Genomic DNA, 15,031 nt, shown 5'->3' with positions numbered 1-15,031 from the left:
CTGTGTGCCTTGCGGGTTGAAGTGAAAGAGGCACCATGCACCCGGTGGTATGCGTTTGTTCATTGAATCACCTTCAACGCGGGCTAAAAAATAGCCTTCGCTCGCGTGCAGGTGTGCGGGCAGTACTACATGGTCAAACGTGTCAGCCTGTTGGTAGTTGCCAAACTGCTCGGCGGCTAACTTCAAATCGATAACCGGTACGCTGTTGGCGGCATTCTGACAGGCTTGCACGATCGGCAGGTTCAACCCCTCATATTTGTTCAACATGGGTACGGCCTCCATGTGTTTGAAAACCATTCACCGGTACCTGAAAGTTTGTGCGTGTTTTCTTGTCGGTGAAAGACTTCTTGAATTTGATCGTATGACTCGTCGTCGAGGAAGTTCGATCTGCAGCCGGTGTGTACGATCATCTCTTCGAATGTATCAGGAAACCTTCGTTGAATGAATTATTTGATGAGGTGTAATTTGGGGCTACAAATGGGTGGAGGTGTTCTGAACAGGAATGGAACCACTTCATGCACGCGACTACTCAGCAGTCCCTACTCACAACAGAGGTTTATATGAATTCATCATTTGCAATCAGTCCCCCTGCTGTCCAAACCATGAGCGACTCTGATCTAATTCATGCGCGTAACATGGCTGAGTACCATATCGAGCGTCGAGAGTTTGAGGCGTCGCCATGCAGAAGAAACTCTGCGCTAATGGGGAAAATCACTGGTACTGCCGGAACCTTGGGCATATTGATAGCCTCTCCGATTGTCAGTGCCAAATTAGGAGCTTCTTTGGCCTCGACTCTTACTGCCTCTGTGAGTGCTGCCTGCTGTGTAGCCTGTTGCATCGGTATCAGCATTGCTAAGGAACCGTGCGTACCGAGGCATCCAGACCTGCCTCAAAGCCACGATTAAGACTAACAAGGCTGAAGCAGTTAACCCCCCACCAAATTCCTCGCCACTGCTTCAGCCACTTCAATGCCATCGACACCCGCCGACAAAATACCACCCGCGTAGCTGGCACCTTCACCGGCAGGGTAAAGGCCTTTGACATTCAGGCTTTGGAAGTCGTCGCCACGCGTAATTCGCAGTGGCGACGATGTTCTGGTTTCAACGCCGGTCAGCACCGCGTCGTGCATGTCGAAACCTTTGATTTTTTTTCCGAATGCCGGCAAGGCTTCACGCATGGCCGTGATTGCGTACTCTGGCAATGCGTCGGCCAGGTCAGTCATTTTCACGCCGGGTTTATACGATGGTTCTACGCTGCCCAGTTCAGTCGATGCCTTACCCGCAATGAAGTCGCCCACCAATTGCCCGGGTGCCTCGTAGTTGCTGCCGCCCATCACAAAGGCATTGGATTCAAGCTTGCGTTGAAAGGCGATGCCTGCCAGTGGGCCACCGGGATAGTCGGCCGGGCTAATGCCCACCACAATACCCGCGTTGGCGTTGCGTTCGTTGCGGGAATATTGGCTCATGCCGTTGGTGACCACGCGATGTTCTTCTGACGTGGCGGCCACCACGGTGCCGCCGGGGCACATGCAAAAGCTGTACACCGATCGGCCATTGGCAGCATGGTGCACCAGCTTGTAGTCGGCTGCGCCCAGCAGGGGGTGGCCGGCGTGTTGCCCCAGGCGGGCCCGGTCGATCAGCCCTTGCGGGTGTTCTATGCGAAAGCCCACTGAAAATGGCTTGGCTTCCATGTACACGCCGCGCTCGTGTAGCTTGGCAAAGGTGTCGCGGGAACTGTGGCCCAGCGCCAGCACCACATGGTCTGCGCGCAGTTCGTAAGTGCCACCGTCTTTCAGGTTCTCAATGGTCAGGCCGCGAATGTGGCCGTCTTCAATGTGAAAGTCGCAGACGCGTTGTTGGAAGCGAATTTCACCACCCATGGCGATGATCTGCTCGCGCATGTTTTCTACCACTTTCACCAGGCGGAAGGTGCCAATGTGGGGTTTGCTGACGAGCAAAATTTCCTCGGGTGCGCCAGCCTTGACAAACTCGGTCATCACTTTTCGGCCCAGAAAGCGCGGGTCTTTGATTTGGCTGTACAGTTTGCCGTCTGAAAATGTGCCGGCGCCGCCTTCGCCAAACTGCACGTTCGATTCGGTGTGCAACACACGTTTGCGCCACAGGCCCCAGGTGTCTTTGGTGCGTTCGCGTACCTGTTTGCCACGCTCAATCACAATGGGTTTGAAGCCCATTTGCGCCAGCATCATCGCTGCAAAAATACCGCAGGGGCCAAAGCCAATTACCACCGGGCGAATGGCTGGGGCTTCCTTCAGTTTCACTGGCAACTGGTAGACCATGTCGGGCGCAGGCCGAATGTGCGAGTTGGTACTGAATTTTGCCAATAGCTGCGCTTCAAGCTGAGCGCTGTCCAGTTCCACATCCACGATGTACACCAACAGCAGTTTTTGTTTGCGCGCGTCGTAGCTGCGCTTGTAAATGCTGAAGCTTTTGAGCTGGTTGGCTGAAATTTTCAGGGTGCTGCAAATTAATGCGGGCAGGGCGTCTTCAGGATGGTCGAGTGGAAGCTTCAGCTCGGACAAGCGGATCATGGCGGGTGTACCTTGTGGATCTGTTTTTCGGATCAAGGCCGTATTTTATGCTTTTACCTGCCAAAGTGCACTTATTCTTCGCGATTGCTGCTGTTGGCTATCAAGGTGGCACCACACGCAATTTTGTGACCGTGCAGGGCCACCGCCATGTAATTGTCGGTGAATGTGCTGAGTCCCTCGACAATCGGGAAGACATGGGGTTTGCACAAAGGGCAGGTGACCATGTCGCCGACCCTGGCGATGGGTCGGCCTTCAACCGATGTGGTGGGGCTGCCCGAGATGACCACACCACCGTGGCTGGTGGTGTCGCCGATCAGGATTTGTGCGCGACCTTGTATAAGAGGCCTTGAGGACATGCGATCAAAAGTAAGTGGTGTAGCTCCTTGAGTAATTAATCCGTGGCGGTGGTTCCCTTGAATTTCATGGCTTGTGGATGAAAATGCCTTACCTGTAATACTTGCGCAAAGCCAGCAAGGGCACCGCATACAACACAGCAAACCCGGAATTCAGAACCGCGTTTTGCCAGAAGCCGCTGTACAGCGAAAATGCGGTGTCGGGTACATACCAAAGCAATACGGAAATCGTGATCATGTTGCAGGTCTGTTTGGCGTCCTCAATGTTCAGTTTGCGCACCAGCATGAAGATCAGCGCACCCCAACCCACCAGCACTGAGCCCATCACCGCATGGGCCAGTTCAATATAAGCAGTGGCTTGTGGGTCGAACGCTGCAAACTGTTCGGTGTTCTGGAATATCAACAATCCAAATGCCTGCTGGGTCCAGCCCGGTGCAAGCACCATGAACAGGCCAAACAGCACCGTAAATTCGGCGGTGTAGGTGAGCCAGTTGATCCAAAGGGTTGGAGTGCTTGCTGGTGTGTTTTGTACAGTGTTGGCTTGCATGGCAGGTCTCCTCGCGTGGTTGAAAGTGAATTAGTTCAACACCAGTTTGATGAGGTCAGGGTCATTGCAGCAATAACCTGCGAGGTCATAGATTTCAGAAATTTTCCGTGGCAGTATGAGCACATGCATACACAAGCCCCCACCCATACCGCCGGAATTCGCCTGCGCGATTTACGCACTCGACAAAAGGTCAGCCAACTTGATTTGGCCTTGCGCGTTGGCGTTTCCCAGCGCCATTTAAGTTGCATTGAAACAGGCAAAGCCAGCGCCAGCAAAGACATGCTGTTGGCACTGCTGGAGGGTCTGGATGCGCCGCTGAATGAGCGCAATGAAGCGCTGGTGGCTGCGGGATTTGCGCCCTTGTTTGGCAGCCGGCCGATTGATCACCGTGAAATGGGCACCATCAATGAAGTGATTGATTTGATGTTGACTGCGCAGCATGCAGCCCCGGCCATGGTGTTGGACAGTGAATGGAATTTGCTGAAATTCAATCCCAGCTTTGTGCGCTTGTTGCAATTGCTGGAATTTGACTTGGCCGCATTACAAGCCACACCGAATGTGTTGCTGGCGCTGACTGCACCCGGTGGCTTGGCCTCGCGCCTGGAGAACCCGGCCGAGGTGCTGGGTGATGTGCTGAAAAGGGCTCAGCGTGAGGCTTTGCACGTGCCCGCCTTACAGGCCATGTTGAAGCAAATTCCGCAATCAATGTTCGATACCAAACAGCCACAGAACTTCAACAACCCCACCTTGGTAACCCGGTTTAAAAGTACGGTGGGTGAGCTTCGGTTTGTGTCAACTTTCACCAGTTTCGGGGCGCCTTTGGACATCACTGCGGCATCGTTAAGAATTGAACATTTGTTCCCTGCTGACGAGGCCACTCGAAAGGCCTTTGCCTGATGCGTACGCTGCTGTTGTTTTTGCTGATTGCCTTGGGTGCATTCGCAACATGGTGGTTTCTTCAAAAACCCAGCCACAACCGGCAATGGGCTGACGATGTGGCCCACATGCTGCATGCCGATGTGAAGGGTAATCAAGTGGTATTGAAAAATGTGCGCAACTTTGAGTGGCGCACAGAAACCGATTACACCCCACGTTGGGAAACACGTGAATACGATTTAAGCCAGTTGCAAACCGCCGACCTCATCCTGTCGTACTGGATGGGGCCAAAAATTGCACACACGCTTGTTTCATTCGGTTTTGCCGATGGCCAGTACCTTACTTTTTCACTCGAAATCCGAAAAGAGCAAGGGGAAAAGTTTTCTGCATGGAAGGGGTTTTTCAGGCAGTACGAGGCAATTTTGGTGGCGGCAGATGAAGCGGACATTATTAAAACCCGCAGCAATGCACGCGGTGAAGACGTTTATATTTTCAGGCTGTCCATTCCGCCTGAACAATTGCAAACCTTGTTTTTGGCTTATGTGGAGCAGGCGAGCAAACTGGAAAAAACCCCCGAGTTTTACAACACGCTGACCAGCAATTGCACCACCGTGGTGTTTGATATCGCCAAACGAATTGTGCCTGATTTGCCCTTGGATTACCGCTTGCTGCTTAGTGGGTACTTCGCGGAGTACGCGCATGCGCAGGGCGGTTTGGTTGAGGGTTTTGCTTATTCCGAGCTTCAGGAAAAAGGCTACATAGTGCCCCGTGCCAGGGCCATGCAGGCCGGTGAAAACTTTTCGGAAGTCATTCGCCGGGGCGTGCCTGGCATGTGATGTGGTGGGTCAGCAGCCACCCGCCCAGCGTGGGTCATTGATGTTGTAGCTGCGCGGTTTCATATAGTCCACCGGGTCGCGCAGGTAATCTACTTCGGGTGGGTTGGGCAGCTTGCTGACAGCCTCCAGCCAACTGTTTTCATAAGCCGAGGCCCCACCCCCAATACCGGGTGTCCAGGCGTCGTGGTGGTTGGGCAAGGCCACTTTGGGTTTGGTCAGTGCCACATACGCCAGGGCGTCGCGGTAGGCACTGGTCACCAAACCAAAACCCACAATTGCATTCAGTTGCACATCCACGCATTCGGGCAATTTGACCAAGGCGTTGGCCACGGCTTCGCTTTCTGCATTGCCTGCTTTCATCACTCCGGTGGAGTTGTGCCAAAACCAGGCAAAGTCGCCTGCGCGGAAGTGATAGGCCCAGGTGCCACCTGCGGGTTGGCCCACACCACCATCGTCACGCAGCGTGCCCACAAACCGAAGTGCCTCGGCCAGGCTGGTGTTCAGGTAAGTGGGGTAGGTCAGCACGTCGGGAATGTACACAAGCGGCATACCACCGCTGAGCAGGTCGGTGGGTTCAGCGGCAGAGTGAGTATGCTGTACAACATGCACGGGCTCGACATCTTCCCAAATTTGAATGGCGCGGGTGCTTCCAGCACCCGGGTTGGTTTGGTCGCCCAGGTTCAAGCACGGAAAGCTGTTGGGTATGCCCTCACTGGCGGCGCGTTCGCGGGCGATGTCGCACACATTGCTGCCTGCAACCAGCAGGGCGTTGCTCAAGCCGGCCACATAGCCGGCATCCGCAGCGTGGTCAAAGTGGCCGTGGCCAATGAAGATTGCCTCGGGTTGAATGGCGGCCAGTTCCTCGCGGCCAATCGGTACGTAGTTGGCATGCACGCCCACAATTTCCCAAGCGTCCATCAAGAACAAATGACCCTTCATGCTCACAATGAAGCTGGACACACCCACCCACCAGAACTTCACTTGTTCAGGGTCCATGGCATTGGGGCCCAAAATGCGTTCACGCGTGGCTTGAAGTTCGGCACTCGCAGTGCCCGCTGCGGGCAGGGGTGTGAAGTTGGCGGGCTCAAACACATTGGGCCGTGTTTCGTTGGGACTGGTTCTTGCCGTGCTGGCGCTGCCTGTGGCGGAATCGCCTCCCAAACAAGCGGACAGGATTGGTGCGCAAAGGAGGGCACAGGCTGCAAGGCCTGTGCGGGACATGAAAAAAGTCATTGTTGTTGGTGTTGAATGTGTCTCCAACACCTTGTACTGCCACCAATGCGGTTTTAGATGCCCTTCACCAGCGGCGAGAAAAAGCGAATGATCTTGGTTAAGTCTTCTTTGGCTTCCGGCAAGGCAATGTTCATCGTCGGCCAAATATGCGGCATGCCGGGGCGGGTGAGCAAAGTGATTTGCCCACCCACTTTTTCTACCGCATCGCGTAGTAATACAGAATCGTCCAGCAAACATTCGTCTTCACTGGCAGTCACCATCAGTGGTGGCAGGCCTTTCAGCTTGCCCAGCAATGGCGATGCGCGTTCATCGGCGGGGTCATGGCCGCACATGTACAAGTTGGCGGCATGTTCAATCATGTGGGAGGACAACATGCTGTCGGTTTTGTCATTGCCTTCAATCGAAGGTGACAGGCGGCGCATGTCGGTGGCTGGCGAAATCAGCAGACCGCCGTGCGCGGGTAACTTTTTCTTCAATGCATGTTGCAGTACTGCCAATCCCAAATTGCCGCCAGCGGAATCGCCTGCCACGAAAATTGGCTCGCCAGTGGGTGTGTCGGCCACCAGCGCTTCAAAGGCAGCAATGCAGTCATCTAATGGCGCTGGAAACGGGTTTTCTGGCGCAAGGCGATAATCAGGCATGAACACTCGAAATCCAAGCGCATTGGCCAAGGCCCCGCAAAAAGGGCGGTACATCGGTGGGTGACCCGCCACAAATCCTCCGCCGTGAATGTAAAGCAGAGCACCCTTGGGATTGACGGGAATCAGCCACTCGCCAGGTACGCCGCCCAAAGCGCCTTTGATGTGTTTCAAGCCTTTGGGAACTGGCGCCAGAAGGTTGGATGCGGCTGTCACCATGCGGAACCTGCGCACAAAACCGGCACCGTTGCCCCGGTAGCTTTTCAGGGCGATGCTCGCAATTTTGTTCATCACTTTGGCTTGAATGGACGGCATGGTGTTCCTCTTGGAAAGTGGGATGGGGTATTTATAGCACTGCCAGTGCTGGCCAGTTTACCCTGAGTTTTCAATGCACTTGATAAATTCGGACAAATCTGGAGGGTATTCGCAAACGCTGTTTTCAGGTCTGAAAAAATCGGCACAATAAAAAAAGAGAAAAACCACACGGAGACACCATGGCGATATTCGACGAAGACATTTTGATCATTGGCGCAGGTTTGTCAGGCATTAGTGCTGCATGCCATTTGAAAAAGGAATGCCCCAACCGAAAGTTCACCATCCTCGAGCGCCGCACCACCATTGGTGGCACTTGGGATCTGTTCCGTTACCCCGGTATCCGATCCGATTCCGACATGTTCAGTTTCGGCTTCAAGTTCAAGCCCTGGAAAAATGCACATTTCTTTTCTCAGGGCAGTGACATTCGCAGCTATGTGCACGAGGCAGCCACCGAAAACAAGGTATTTGACCATATTCGCTTTCAGCGAAAGGTAAGCGATGCCAATTGGGACAGCGAGGCTCAGCGTTGGGTGATCAATGCGGTGAATGAAGCGACTGGCGAACCCGAACAATACCGCGCCAAATTCATGATGGCCTGTGCGGGTTACTACAATTACGATCAAGGCTACCGCCCCGATTTTCCGGGTGAGAAAAACTTCAAAGGCTTGATTGTTCATCCACAGCATTGGCCAGAAAACCTGGACTACACCGGCAAAAAAGTGGTGGTGATTGGCAGCGGTGCAACTGCAGTTACGCTCATCCCCAGCATGGCTGACAAGGTCGAGCACATCACCATGTTGCAGCGTTCGCCGTCTTATATTTTTTCATTGCCCTCCGTGGATGCACTCACCAAAGTGCTTCAGAAAACCCTGCCTTCCAAATTGGCCTACAAGCTGAACCGCACGCGTACCATTGGTTTGGCGCACTTCATGTTCAAGGCCAGCAAAAGCAAGCCGGAAGTGGTGCGGCGGTTTTTGATTGCCATGATGCGCAGGCAGTTGAAGGGTTCGAATGTGGACATCAAGCACTTCACACCCAACTACATGCCATGGGATCAGCGTCTGTGTCTGGTGCCCGATGGTGATTTTTTCAAAGCCCTGAGAAGTGGTAAAGCCAGTGTGGCCACAGACACCATCAAGCAGTTTGTAGCCAATGGCATCGAGTTGAACTCGGGTGAGGTTCTTGAGGCCGACATTATCGTGACTGCCACCGGTTTGAACGTACAAATGGTAGGCGGCATGAAGATTTCACTGGATGACAAGGCGGTCAACCTGAGTGAAAAAATGTTCTACAAAAGCGCCATGCTTCAAGACCTGCCGAACGCCGCAGTAGTTCTAGGCTACACGCATGCTTCATGGACTTTGAAATCAGATTTGGTGAGCGGTTTTGTGTGCCGATTGCTGAACTACATGGACAAAAATGGCCACGCCGTGGCGGTGGCCAAAACTGCCGATGTGAAACCTGTGGAAGGATTCACCGTGTTGGGTGGCTTGAATTCGGGTTACCTGCAGCGTGTGGCTGACCAGTTGCCGCGCCAGGGGGAAACTCACCCTTGGCACAACCGGCAAGACTACTACCATGACACCAAAACCTTGCTGGAAGACCCAGTGGATGAACCCGGTTTGGTGTTTGAACCTGCAAAGGCGGGGGGCAGGGCCAAGCCGAAGTTGAAGGCGGTTGCCTGAATTTAATTGTCGCCATCAACTAGGGTGAAGCGCTGGGTCATGCGCTCACCCACATGTACCATTTCAAAAAAATACACTCATGGGGCGTGTCCAGGCTGTGTGGGTGTCGCCGCTCAGAGGGCGGTACACCACCACCGGGCTCAGGTCGCTTTCTTGAATGGCCTGGCAGATGATTTCATACAGGCCGCCTTTGTAGTGACGATAGCGTTCGCCTGCTTTCACGCTGTGTGGTTGTTCTTGCACTTGGCTCATGGGCTTTTCCTCAGTGGATCAGAGTCATATTTCTTGAATATTCAAGGTCATATCGTTAAACTGTACGGCTGTCTTTGAAGAATTGAAAGGAGTTCCTGAATGCCTGCAACCAAGCGAGCAACCGAGGAAACCAGCAAAACAGCCGCCAAGGTCGCTGCACAGTCATCTTCCAGGTCGCCCAGCAAGCCGACCGCCAAGCCCGTGGTCAAGTCGGTGGAAGAGCAGCCCGCTGAAAGCAAAGCCGCGCGCCCAGTGGCTACAACCCGCAAACCTTCCAAAACGGCGCTTTCTCCTTCAGAGGTTACGCCTTTGGCTTTGCTCACCCCGAGCAAGCCGGCGCGCCGTCGCAGGTCGGGAGCCGCCAAGCCCCGGAAGTTAAAGGGCGCCACAACTACCTGGCCATTTCCAACTGGCTCACGACCTTAACTTGCTGAACGCTTCACCATGCTTCTAATTGATATTTTGCGCCTACTGCTGGAAACAGCCGCCAGCCTGCTGACTTTTTGCCTGTTGCTGCGTGCGTTGATGCAGTGGGTGCGTATACACCCCAGCAACCCCCTGTCACCTTTTATTTTTTCCATGACAGACTGGCTCGTGAAGCCCCTGCGCAAGGGTGTGCCGGGCTATGGTGGCATTGACTGGGCGTCCATATTCGGCGCTTTTGTTGTGTCGTTCGCGTTGCACATCGTGTTGGTTCTGCTGACGGTTGGGCTTTCCAGCGGAGGCCCGGGTTTTGGTTCGCTGATTACGTTGACCATCCCGATTGCCATTTTCTGGGTGCTGCGCAATGTGGCTTACCTGCTGATGGGCATCGTACTGATTCAGGTGATCTTGAGCTGGGTGAATCCGTTCTCGCCAATCGCATCCATTTTGAATGAATTGTCGCGTCCTTTTCTGGAGCCGCTGCGCAGGGTGTTGCCCACCATTGGCAATGTAGATTTATCGCCCTTGGTATTTTTCCTGATTTTGCAGATCGTGATGATGGTGCTGCAAAGCCTGATGCCGGGTTTTTGATTGATTGATTAATTGAGTTGAAATAAAAAAAGAGCACCTCCAACGGTGCTCTTTTTCATGGTGCTTTGCGCTGGTTGCAACTCAGCGTGTCACGCGAGAAGTGCCGCCGCCACTGACGATTCGTACGCGGTCGCCTGGGCGGAAGTCTTCACCCGCCGCATCTTGAACATAAGCACGCAAGGTGCCGTTGTCCATGCGAACGGTGATTTCAAGCCCCTGGCGAGTTGACGCGTTGCGCTCAATGGCTTGACCAGCGATACCGCCTGCCACTGCACCCAAAACCGCACCTACGGCACGACCACTGCCACCACCGACATTACTGCCCGCGATACCACCGACAATACCGCCGGCCGCAGTGCCCACGCCGTTGGTGTCGCCTTGAATGGTCACTGTGCGCACGCTTTCAACTGTGCCTTGCTCAATAATTTGTGCACGACGGGTTTCGCCTTCTCGGTACACTTGTCCCGAGCTGCTTTGCGTAGCACAACCTGCAAGCGCAGAAAGCGCAATCAGGGCCACTGCGCCGGTGCTTCTAAAACTGAATTGAATTGACTTGGCCATGATTTGATTTCCTTTCAAATTACCAGGGTTGTTCGCCAAAAGCGGCAGTGAACCTGGACGCAATTTCTTCCCGACTGTATTGGTAGGTTTGAGGGCCTTTCACTGCAATCTTCAAAGAGCCCATCAAACTCGCCAGCTTGGCCGCTTTTACGATACCCATGCCTTCCGTAAGACCGTAGAGCAGGCCGCCGCGGTAAGCATCACCGCAACCTGTGGGGTCGGCGATGCGTTCTGCTTTAACGCACGGTATGTCGTGCCGTTGACCCTGTGTAAACACCCAGCTGCCTTCCGCACCACGAGTCACCACGAGTGCTTCCAGCTTCTGAGCGATCTGCTCCAGCGTGAGCCCAGTTCGGTCACACAACATCTTGGCCTCATAATCATTGACAGCAGCGTAGGTGGCAAGTTCCAAAAACCGGTCAAGTTCGGGTTTGCCGAACATGGGCAGGCCCTGGCCCGGATCAAATACAAACGGAATGCCCGCAGCTGCAAATTGCTCGGCGTGTTGCATCATGCCGTCGCGGCCATCTGGCGCGATGATACCCAATACCAGTTCCCCCGCATCGCTCACCTTGTTCAAATGAGAATGGCTCATTGCACCAGGGTGAAATGCAGTGATCTGGTTGTCGTCCAGATCGGTGGTAATAAAGGCCTGTGCAGTAAATTCTTCGGAAATCTGTTTCAGGCAATTGGTTTCGATGCCCAATGTTTGCAGGCGCTGAAAGTATCCACCGGCATCATGTCCAATCGTGGCCATGGGTACAGGTTTGCCGCCCAGCATGTTCAGGCTGTAGGCAATGTTGCCTGCACAGCCACCCCAGTCTTTGCGAAGGGTTGGAACCAGAAATGCCACGTTCAGGATGTGTACTTGGTCGGGCAGAATTTGATCTTTGAAGCGCCCTTCAAACACCATGATGGTGTCAAATGCAATAGAGCCGCAAATTAGAACGCGTTTGGTGTTGGTTGGGGAATTCATGGTGAAAAGGTCCAGTATTAAAAAATTAGCTTGGCGATTTTTGTTCGCTTGGGCCTTGGTCAAATAATTCGAGTCGAAAGCCGGTTGCCGCGCTTTCGGGGAGTTGCGTGTTCAAAGTACTCAGGTTCAAGTATGCCAGTACTTCCACGGTTTTTTTGCCGGGGATCAAGGGGGCTTGACTGGCTGCATTTTCATCCCGCAGTTGGTAATCGCTGGGGCTCAAGGACTTGCTGGCCAGTACCAATCCTTGTGGGTCGAGCAGTTCAACTTTCAGGTAAGGCCAACGGGCTGGCAGCACAAGCTGATTGTGCAAGGTTAGGTCCACTCGCAAGTTGTGCTCGTCCAGGGCTTGAAGGCCACTGCCCTCAACACGCAGGGCCTGAGTGGCCGAGCTTGCAAATAGTCCCTGAAGGGTGGGGCCGGCGCTGTTGATGTATTTGGCGATCTCGGGGGTTTGTTGCAGCAGGCTGACGCGCTGCCACCACAGTGCCTGAAGGCCAAGCGTCAGCAGCAGCGCAACACAGGCCACTTTCAAACTCGGGCTGCCTACATTGAAATTCAGCAGCGGCTTGTTGGGCGCAGAGTCAGCGAACAGTGCTTCGGAGCCCGTGCCGTCGCCACCGGTCAAGTTGTGGTCGCTGATATAGTTGCTGTCTGTTTGTCTCGGGCTTAAGTCGAGCTTTTGCCAGGCCTCAGTGTCGGCCGAAGTAAGGTGTTCAATGCCGGAGAACACGGTTTGACAATGGCCGCAGCGCACCTTGCCTTCATGCATTTGCAGTTGGCCAGAGGTGACTTTGAATAGGGTGTTGCAGTTCGGGCAGCGGGTGGCAAGGCTCATGGTGCTAGTTTAACCTTGCCCGTCAAGCGCTGGGCTGTAATCTGGCCAATTCGTTGGCCATTTGGTTGCCTGCTAGTTTGCTGAATCAGTCAGTTGCTTTTTGGCCATGCAGGCAAACCCAACCGTCACGCTCGGCCCACACTGCCAAATTGATCCATTGACGGTAGTGGGCAATCACTTCTTCGGCCTGACGCGCCAATACCCCAGACAGCACCAATTGCCCGCCCGCTTCAACATGGTTGCACAATGACGGCGCCAAAACTTTCAGCGGGTTTGACAAAATGTTGGCGACCACTACCGGAAACTGACGTTTGGCGAGCGGGAAATCGGGCAAACCGCAGGGCATTTCTACCCCGTTGTTGAGGGCATTGTAAGCGGTGCTGTCGACCGCCTGTGGGTCGATGTCCACGCCAATGGCCTCAGAGGCGCCCAATTTAAGTGCAGCAATCCCCAAAATACCCGAACCGCAGCCGTAATCCAGAACACTTTGCCCCTTGAGCGGAAACTCGCTGAGCCAGCGAAGGCAAAGGGCGGTCGTGGGGTGTGAACCTGTGCCAAAAGCCAAGCCAGGATCGAGCACCAGATTGATTCGATCGTCGATGTCTTGGGGCTCGTGCCAGGAGGGCACAATCCACAAGCGAGCTGAAATGGGAATGGGATCGAATTGGGACTGGGTCAGGCGAACCCAGTCCTCTTGGGGCACTTCCGTGTAATCAACCTGAGCGTCGCCCAGCAATTCAGCTGGAACTTCACCGAAAATTTGCTCACCTTCGGCCTTGTTGCGAAACAGGGCCACCACATGGTTCAAATTCCACGCCGCTGATTCTGGTTCCATGCCGGGCTCGCCGAACAAGGGTTGTTCGTCTTCGCTGTCGGCATTGGCATCTTCCAGGCTGACCGCCAGGGCCCCCAACTCCATGAGCAGGTCTGAGACTTCATCGGCTTGCTCAAAAGGCAGGGTCAGTTTGGCTTGTATCAGTGGAGTGGCCTGTGGGTTCATTTACTTGAAACGTGCTTCCAGTTTGTGCTCAAGGTAGTGAATGCTGGTGCCACCCTCAACGAAGCGGGCGTCTTCCATCAATTCACGGTGCAAGGCTGTGTTGGTTTTGATGCCGTCGACCACCAGTTCGGCAAGCGCCTGGCGCATGCGGGCCATGGCCTGCTTGCGATCCTCGCCGTAGGTGATCACTTTGGCGATCATGGAATCGTAGTGAGGAGGCACGTTGTAACCGCTGTACACATGGGAATCCACGCGCACTCCAGGGCCACCCGGTGCATGCCAGTTTTTGATTGGGCCGGGTGAGGGCACAAACTTGAATGGATCTTCCGCGTTGATTCGGCACTCAATGGCGTGGCCGCGGAATTCAATGTCACGTTGGCGGAAACGCAGCTTTTGCCCGGCAGCAATACGAATCTGTTCCTGCACAATGTCCACGCCGGTGATCATCTCTGTAACAGGGTGTTCAACCTGCACACGGGTGTTCATTTCGATGAAGTAGAACTCGCCGTTTTCGTACAGGAACTCGAATGTGCCCGCACCGCGATACCCAATTTTGCGGCAAGCTTCCGCGCAGCGTTCACCGATGCGCTCTATCAGCCGACGTGGAATGTTCGGTGCCGGCGCTTCTTCAATCACCTTTTGGTGACGGCGCTGCATGGAGCAATCGCGCTCACCCAGCCATACTGCGTTTTTGTGTTCGTCTGCCAATACCTGAATTTCAATGTGGCGAGGATTCTCAAGGAACTTTTCCATGTAAACCGCGGGATTGTTGAATGCAGACCCGGCCTCGGTTTTGGTCATGGTTACAGCATTCAAAAGTGCGGCTTCGGTGTGTACTACTCGCATGCCCCGACCGCCGCCGCCGCCAGCGGCTTTGATGATGACCGGGTAACCCACTTGGCGTGCAATTTTCACGATTTCACGTGGATCGTCGGGCAATTCTCCCTCAGAGCCCGGTACGCAGGGCACGCCAGCTGCAATCATGGCTCGCTTGGCTGACACTTTGTCGCCCATCAGCAAGATAGACTCAGCGCGCGGACCGATGAACACAAAGCCGCTCTTTTCAACACGGTCGGCAAAGTTGGCGTTCTCGGAAAGAAAGCCGTAGCCGGGGTGAATGGCCTCAGAATCAGTAACTTCGGCGGCGCTGATAATGGCTGGAATGTTCAGGTAACTGTCTTTGGAGCTCGGTGGGCCGATGCACACCGATTCATCGGCCAGTTTCACATACTTGGCGTCGACGTCTGCGGTGGAGTACACCGCCACGGTTTTGATGCCCATTTCCTTACAGGCGCGCAGAATGCGCAGGGCTATTTCGCCGCGGTTGGCGATTAATATTTTTCCAAACATGGTGCAGCT

15 protein-coding genes and 2 pseudogenes are annotated in these 15,031 nt (G+C 54.3%); 5 read left to right on the top strand and 12 right to left on the bottom strand.

All coding sequences use genetic code 11. The annotated features are described in order from the left end of the window. From A0129_RS07785 to A0129_RS07770, 4 genes and pseudogenes are all read right to left on the bottom strand, one after another. Positions 1 to 297: pseudogene (locus A0129_RS07785) on the bottom strand (AAA family ATPase); the annotation flags it as partial. A 628-nt stretch (positions 298 to 925) separates the two neighbouring features. After that, entirely contained in the window at positions 926 to 2,548 is a 1,623-nt protein-coding gene (locus A0129_RS07780) for an NAD(P)/FAD-dependent oxidoreductase (protein WP_291713923.1), read from the bottom strand. Positions 2,549 to 2,619: 71 nt separating this feature from the next. Next, positions 2,620 to 2,904, bottom strand: a complete 285-nt coding sequence (locus A0129_RS07775; protein ID WP_291713921.1) for a PAAR domain-containing protein — start codon at positions 2,902 to 2,904, stop codon at positions 2,620 to 2,622. 88 nt (positions 2,905 to 2,992) lie between these two features. Next, on the bottom strand, positions 2,993 to 3,448 hold the full coding sequence (locus A0129_RS07770) for a hypothetical protein (protein ID WP_291713919.1): 456 nt from the start codon (positions 3,446 to 3,448) through the stop codon (positions 2,993 to 2,995). Positions 3,449 to 3,571: 123 nt separating this feature from the next. Between A0129_RS07770 and A0129_RS07765 the strand changes: the two genes are divergently transcribed. Together A0129_RS07765 and A0129_RS07760 are read left to right on the top strand one after the other, a co-directional pair. Further along, positions 3,572 to 4,345, top strand: coding sequence for a helix-turn-helix domain-containing protein (locus A0129_RS07765; protein ID WP_291713917.1), 774 nt, complete (start codon positions 3,572 to 3,574; stop codon positions 4,343 to 4,345). Continuing rightward, positions 4,345 to 5,160 (top strand): DUF4105 domain-containing protein, encoded by an 816-nt coding sequence (locus A0129_RS07760; protein ID WP_291713915.1) that lies wholly within the window; start codon positions 4,345 to 4,347, stop codon positions 5,158 to 5,160. Before A0129_RS07765 ends, A0129_RS07760 begins: the two co-directional genes overlap by 1 nt. Positions 5,161 to 5,169: 9 nt before the next feature. Here A0129_RS07760 and A0129_RS07755 read toward each other — a convergent pair whose 3' ends face one another. Together A0129_RS07755 and A0129_RS07750 are read right to left on the bottom strand one after the other, a co-directional pair. After that, entirely contained in the window at positions 5,170 to 6,381 is a 1,212-nt protein-coding gene (locus tag A0129_RS07755) for an MBL fold metallo-hydrolase (protein ID WP_291713914.1), read from the bottom strand. A gap of 65 nt (positions 6,382 to 6,446) precedes the next feature. After that, complete coding sequence (locus tag A0129_RS07750) at positions 6,447 to 7,346, bottom strand: alpha/beta hydrolase (protein ID WP_105027238.1); 900 nt, start codon at positions 7,344 to 7,346, stop codon at positions 6,447 to 6,449. Positions 7,347 to 7,525: 179 nt separating this feature from the next. Here A0129_RS07750 and A0129_RS07745 point away from each other — a divergent pair, with 179 nt between their 5' ends. Beyond that, a complete protein-coding gene (locus A0129_RS07745; RefSeq protein WP_291713911.1) occupies positions 7,526 to 9,031 on the top strand; it encodes an NAD(P)/FAD-dependent oxidoreductase in 1,506 nt (501 codons plus the stop codon). 2 nt (positions 9,032 to 9,033) lie between these two features. Here A0129_RS07745 and A0129_RS07740 read toward each other — a convergent pair. Further along, positions 9,034 to 9,283: pseudogene (locus tag A0129_RS07740) on the bottom strand (DUF1653 domain-containing protein). Positions 9,284 to 9,382: 99 nt separating this feature from the next. On the opposite strand from A0129_RS07740, the gene A0129_RS07735 reads away from it, so the two are divergent. Then, positions 9,383 to 9,709: a hypothetical protein gene (locus A0129_RS07735; protein WP_291713910.1), complete on the top strand. Its 327-nt coding sequence runs from the start codon at positions 9,383 to 9,385 to the stop codon at positions 9,707 to 9,709. 18 nt (positions 9,710 to 9,727) lie between these two features. Then, the gene (locus A0129_RS07730; protein ID WP_291713908.1) at positions 9,728 to 10,297 is read left to right on the top strand and encodes a YggT family protein; all 570 of its coding nucleotides are present in this window, start codon (positions 9,728 to 9,730) and stop codon (positions 10,295 to 10,297) included. An 81-nt stretch (positions 10,298 to 10,378) separates the two neighbouring features. On the opposite strand, the gene A0129_RS07725 is transcribed toward A0129_RS07730, so the two are convergent. The 5 genes from A0129_RS07725 to accC form a co-directional block, all read right to left on the bottom strand. Next, entirely contained in the window at positions 10,379 to 10,858 is a 480-nt protein-coding gene (locus A0129_RS07725; RefSeq protein WP_291713906.1) for a glycine zipper 2TM domain-containing protein, read from the bottom strand. A 19-nt stretch (positions 10,859 to 10,877) separates the two neighbouring features. After that, positions 10,878 to 11,834, bottom strand: a complete 957-nt coding sequence (locus A0129_RS07720; RefSeq protein WP_291713904.1) for a carbohydrate kinase family protein — start codon at positions 11,832 to 11,834, stop codon at positions 10,878 to 10,880. 25 nt (positions 11,835 to 11,859) lie between these two features. After that, complete coding sequence (locus A0129_RS15805; RefSeq protein WP_367189844.1) at positions 11,860 to 12,672, bottom strand: zinc-ribbon and DUF3426 domain-containing protein; 813 nt, start codon at positions 12,670 to 12,672, stop codon at positions 11,860 to 11,862. Between the two features lie 85 nt (positions 12,673 to 12,757). Continuing rightward, positions 12,758 to 13,672, bottom strand: coding sequence for a 50S ribosomal protein L11 methyltransferase (gene prmA / locus A0129_RS07705; RefSeq protein ID WP_291713903.1), 915 nt, complete (start codon positions 13,670 to 13,672; stop codon positions 12,758 to 12,760). Continuing rightward, entirely contained in the window at positions 13,673 to 15,022 is a 1,350-nt protein-coding gene (gene accC / locus A0129_RS07700) for an acetyl-CoA carboxylase biotin carboxylase subunit (protein WP_291713902.1), read from the bottom strand. Positions 15,023 to 15,031: the final 9 nt, after the last annotated feature.

This window comes from Limnobacter sp. CACIAM 66H1 (genome assembly GCF_001601825.1).
In the GTDB taxonomy this organism is placed as follows: domain Bacteria; phylum Pseudomonadota; class Gammaproteobacteria; order Burkholderiales; family Burkholderiaceae_B; genus Limnobacter.
This window is presented reverse-complemented; position numbering and strand designations above follow the sequence as displayed.

Coding starts and splice junctions, on each gene's coding strand:
- A0129_RS07745 (WP_291713911.1), top strand. CDS start 7,526: ATGGCGATATTCGACGAAGACATTTTGATCATTGGCGCAGGTTTGTCA.
- A0129_RS07720 (WP_291713904.1), bottom strand. CDS start 11,834: ATGAATTCCCCAACCAACACCAAACGCGTTCTAATTTGCGGCTCTATT.
- A0129_RS07735 (WP_291713910.1), top strand. CDS start 9,383: ATGCCTGCAACCAAGCGAGCAACCGAGGAAACCAGCAAAACAGCCGCC.
- A0129_RS07755 (WP_291713914.1), bottom strand. CDS start 6,381: ATGTCCCGCACAGGCCTTGCAGCCTGTGCCCTCCTTTGCGCACCAATC.
- A0129_RS07775 (WP_291713921.1), bottom strand. CDS start 2,904: ATGTCCTCAAGGCCTCTTATACAAGGTCGCGCACAAATCCTGATCGGC.
- A0129_RS15805 (WP_367189844.1), bottom strand. CDS start 12,672: ATGAGCCTTGCCACCCGCTGCCCGAACTGCAACACCCTATTCAAAGTC.
- prmA (WP_291713903.1), bottom strand. CDS start 13,672: ATGAACCCACAGGCCACTCCACTGATACAAGCCAAACTGACCCTGCCT.
- A0129_RS07725 (WP_291713906.1), bottom strand. CDS start 10,858: ATGGCCAAGTCAATTCAATTCAGTTTTAGAAGCACCGGCGCAGTGGCC.
- A0129_RS07770 (WP_291713919.1), bottom strand. CDS start 3,448: ATGCAAGCCAACACTGTACAAAACACACCAGCAAGCACTCCAACCCTT.
- A0129_RS07730 (WP_291713908.1), top strand. CDS start 9,728: ATGCTTCTAATTGATATTTTGCGCCTACTGCTGGAAACAGCCGCCAGC.
- A0129_RS07750 (WP_105027238.1), bottom strand. CDS start 7,346: ATGCCGTCCATTCAAGCCAAAGTGATGAACAAAATTGCGAGCATCGCC.
- A0129_RS07780 (WP_291713923.1), bottom strand. CDS start 2,548: ATGATCCGCTTGTCCGAGCTGAAGCTTCCACTCGACCATCCTGAAGAC.
- accC (WP_291713902.1), bottom strand. CDS start 15,022: ATGTTTGGAAAAATATTAATCGCCAACCGCGGCGAAATAGCCCTGCGC.
- A0129_RS07765 (WP_291713917.1), top strand. CDS start 3,572: ATGCATACACAAGCCCCCACCCATACCGCCGGAATTCGCCTGCGCGAT.
- A0129_RS07760 (WP_291713915.1), top strand. CDS start 4,345: ATGCGTACGCTGCTGTTGTTTTTGCTGATTGCCTTGGGTGCATTCGCA.